Raw genomic sequence first — 4076 nt, 5'->3', positions numbered from 1 at the left:
AAGCCAACCAACCCTGCACAGCCTCCAACGCACCGAACACCGCACCACGCACACCCACCGGACCATCAGCAGCACCCACGAACGACACCACCTCACCCGGCACCCACAACCCACCACCCGACACACCAACCCACTCCACCCCGAACAACGGAGCCACAGCGGGAGCGAACAGGTCACGGGGTGCCTCGCGGACGGCGAGCGCCTCGGCGGTCAGGACGGGCGCGCCGGTGCCGTCCAGCAGGAGCAGGGAGACCGCGTCGTCGCCCTCCGGCCGCAGCCGGACCCGCAGTTGGGTGGCGCCGGTCGCGTGCAGGCGGACCCCGCTCCACGCGAAGGGCAGTCGCAGCCGCTCGCCGGAGTCCTGCGCGAGCAGGTGCAGGGCCGAGTCCAGCAGGGCCGGGTGGATCCCGTACCCGCCGGCCTCGTCGGCCGGGAGCGACACCTCGGCGTACAGGCTGCCGTCACTGCCCCGCCAACCGGCCTGCACGCCCTGGAACAGGCCCTCGTAGCCGAGCCCGGCCTCCGCCAGTGCGTCGTAGTCGACGTCCAGCGGCTTCGCGTCCTCCGGCGGCCACGGCCCGAGGCCGGCCTCGGCGGGCGCCGCGTCGGGCGTGTGCAGCGACCCGTCCGCATGCAGGGTCCATTCGGCGGGCTCGGCCGACTGCGGCCGGGCGTAGAGCTTGACCGGGCGGCGCCCGTCCGCGTCGGCCGCGCCGACCACGGCCTGCACCTCGACCGCGCCCTCGGCGGGCACCACCAGCGGTGCGAGCAGGGAGAGTTCGCCAACGCCGTCGGCGCCGACCCGGTGGGCCGCGTGCAGCGCCGCCTCCAGCAGGGCCGTGCCGGGCAGCACGGTCGCGCCGGCCACCCGGTGTCCGGCGAGCCACGGGTGGGTGGTCAGCGAGAGCCGGCCGCTCAGTACGGCCCCGGCCTCGCCGGCCAGTTCGACGGAGGAGCCGAGGAACGGGTGCTCACCCTGCGCCACCGGCGCGTCCAGCCAGTACCGCTCGCGCTGGAACGCGTACGTCGGCAGGTCCACCGGCCGCGCCTGGCCCGGCCGGTCGAAGAACCGGCCCCAGCCGACCGACGCGCCGGCCGAGTGCAGGGCCGCGAGTGCGGCCACCGCCGTCCGCTCCTCCGGCCGGCCCCTGCGCAGGGCGGTCTCCAGGACCGCGCCCTCGGGCAGGCTCTCCCGGGCGAGCGCGGTCAGCACCGCGTCCGGGCCGAGCTCCAGGAACCGTACGGCGCCGTACTCGTGCAGGGCCCGCACGCCGTCCGCGAAGCGGACCGCCTGGCGGACGTGCCGGACCCAGTACTCGGGCGCGGCCAGCTCGCCGGGCCCGGCCAGGGCCCCGGTCAGGTCGGAGACCACCGGGATGCGCGGCTCGGCGAACCGCAGCCCGGCGAGCACCTCGCGGAACTCCGCCAGCATCGGCTCCATCAGCGGGGAGTGGAAGGCGTGGCTGACCCGCAACCGCTTGGCCCGCACACCGCTCTCGGACAGCCGCCGGCCGATCTCCAGCACGGCGTCCTCGTCACCGGACACCACCGTGGCGCGCGGACCGTTCACGGCGGCAACACCGGCCTGCTCGGCCAGCCCCGCCAGCAGCGGCAGCACGTCCGCCTCGGCCGCGTCGAAGGACAGCATCGCTCCACCGGAGGGGAGTGCCTGCATCAGCCGGGCACGGGTGGCGACCAGCAGGGCCGCGTCGGCGAGGTCGAGCACCCCGGCCGCGTGGGCGGCGGCCACCCCGCCGATCGAGTGGCCCAGCACCACGTCCGGGACGACGCCCCAGTGCTCGTACAGCCGGAACAGGGCCGTCTCGATCGCGAACAGCGCCGGCTGGGTGCCGGAGGTCCGGTTCAGCTGCTCGGCGTCCTCGCCGAACACCAGCTCCCGCAGCGGCCGCCCGAGGTAGTCGCCGAGGTGGCGGTCGAACTCGGCGGCGGCGGCATCGAAAGCCTGTCGGAAGACGGGCTGGGAGTCGTACAACTCCCGGCCCATGCCGAGGCGCTGGCTGCCCTGGCCGGTGAAGAGGAAGGCCGTCCGGCCGGCCACCGTGCTGGTGGTGGCGGCACTGCCGTCGGCCACTCCCGCCAGGCCGTCGAGCAGCTCCTCGCGGTCCTCGGCGAGGACGGCGACCCGGTGTTCGAAGGCGGCCCGGGTGGTGGCCAGCGAGCGGGCCAGGTCGTGCAGGTCGGGGCCGTCGACGCCGGAGCCGGGGAGGACCAGCTCGCGGAGCTTCGCCGCCTGCGCACGCAGCGCCTGCGGGTCCCGGGCGGACAGCACGACCGGCAGCACCGAGCCGTCGACCGGCGGCTGCGGCTGCGCCGCCTCCTCCTCGGGAGCCTGTTCGAGGATGACGTGCGCGTTGGTGCCACTGATCCCGAACGAGGACACGGCGGCCCGGCGCGGGCGGCCGGTCTCCGGCCACGGCACCGTCTCGGCGAGCAGCGACACCGTACCGGCCGACCAGTCCACGTGCGGGCTGGGGGCGGAGAGGTGGAGCGTGCGCGGCAGCACGGCGTGGTGCAGCGCCTGCACCATCTTGATGATCCCGGCGACACCGGCGGCGGCCTGGGTGTGGCCCAGGTTGGACTTCACCGAGCCGAGCCAGAGCGGCTGTTCGGGCGAGTGGTGCCGGCCGTAGGCGGCGATCAGGGCCTGCGCCTCGATCGGGTCGCCGAGCGTCGTGCCGGTGCCGTGCGCCTCGACCGCGTCCACCTGGTCGGGGGTCAGGTCGGCGGCCGACAGGGCCTGCCGGATCACCCGTTCCTGGGACGGACCGTTCGGCGCCGTGAGCCCGTTGCTGGCGCCGTCCTGGTTGACGGCGGAGCCGCGGACCACGGCGAGCACCCGGTGCCCGTTCCGCACGGCGTCCGAGAGCCGCTCGACCAGCAGCAGGCCGACGCCCTCCGCCCAGCCCGTGCCGTCCGCCTCGGCGGAGAACGGCTTGCAGCGGCCGTCCGTCGACAGACCTCGCTGCCGGCTGAACTCCACGAAGGTCGCGGGGCTGGCCATCACGGTCACGCCGCCGGCCAGCGCGAGCGAGCACTCGCCCTGCCGCAGGGCCTGCGCGGCCAGGTGCAGCGCCACCAGGGAGGAGGAGCAGGCGGTGTCGACCGTGACGGCCGGCCCCTCCAGCCCGAGGGCGTACGACACCCGGCCGGAGGCGACGCTGCCCGCGCTGCCGGCGACGAGGTAGCCCTCGTAGTCGGCCGAGGCCTGCGCCGACTGGTGCAGGCGGGCGCCGTAGTCGTTGTACATGACGCCCGCGAAGACGCCCGTCCGGCTGCCGCGCAGGTCGCTCGGGTCGATGCCGGCCCGCTCGACGGCCTCCCAGGCGGTCTCCAGCAGGAGCCGCTGCTGCGGGTCGGTGGTCAGCGCCTCGCGCGGGCCGATGCCGAAGAAGGACGGGTCGAACTCGGCCGCGTCGTAGAGGAATCCGCCCTGACGGGTGTACGAGGTGCCGGGCCTGGCGGCATCCGGGTCGTACAGCGAGTCGAGGTCCCAGCCGCGGTCGGTGGGGAACGGCCCGACCGCGTCCGTCCCGTTCTCGACCAGGCGCCACAGGTCCTCGGGCGAGCTGACGCCGCCCGGGTAGCGGCAGGCCATGCCGATGATGGCGATCGGCTCGTCGACGGCCACGACCGGGCGCTCCGGCTCGGCGGCCGGCGTGCCGGTGCCGAGGATCTCGGTGCCCAGGTGCGCCGCGAGCGCCGCCGGGTTCGGGTGGTCGTAGATCAGGGTGGCGGGCAGCCGCAGGCCGGTGGCGCTGTTGAGCCGGTTGCGCAGGTCCACCGCTGTCAGGGAGTCGAAGCCCAGCTCGTCGAAGGCCCGGTCGGCCGAGACGGCCCGGTGGTCGTCGTGGCCCAGGACGGCGGCGACCGCCTCCTGCACCAGCGTCCGGATCGCCTCCGGGTCGGTCGGGCGGGCGGCGCCGGCTGCGGGGACGGCTGCGGCAGCACGCTGGAGCGCCGGGCGGACGAGGTTGCGGAAGAGGGCCGGCGGATCCGCCCGCAACGCCCCCGTGTCCAACCGCGCCGCCACCACCACCGAACGATCCACCACCAAC

At 75.5% G+C, this 4076-nt stretch carries 1 protein-coding gene; it reads right to left on the bottom strand.

Going from position 1 to position 4076, the window contains the following annotated elements; genetic code table 11:
- The coding region (locus tag ACFUK0_RS39625; RefSeq protein ID WP_380258851.1) for a beta-ketoacyl synthase N-terminal-like domain-containing protein at positions 1 to 4076 on the bottom strand (4076 nt) is incomplete at both ends.

It is taken from the genome of Kitasatospora sp. NPDC057223 (genome assembly GCF_042669755.1).
In the GTDB taxonomy this organism is placed as follows: domain Bacteria; phylum Actinomycetota; class Actinomycetes; order Streptomycetales; family Streptomycetaceae; genus Kitasatospora.
The sequence above is the reverse complement of the archived record's forward strand: the minus strand, read 5'-3'. Positions and strand labels throughout refer to the sequence as shown.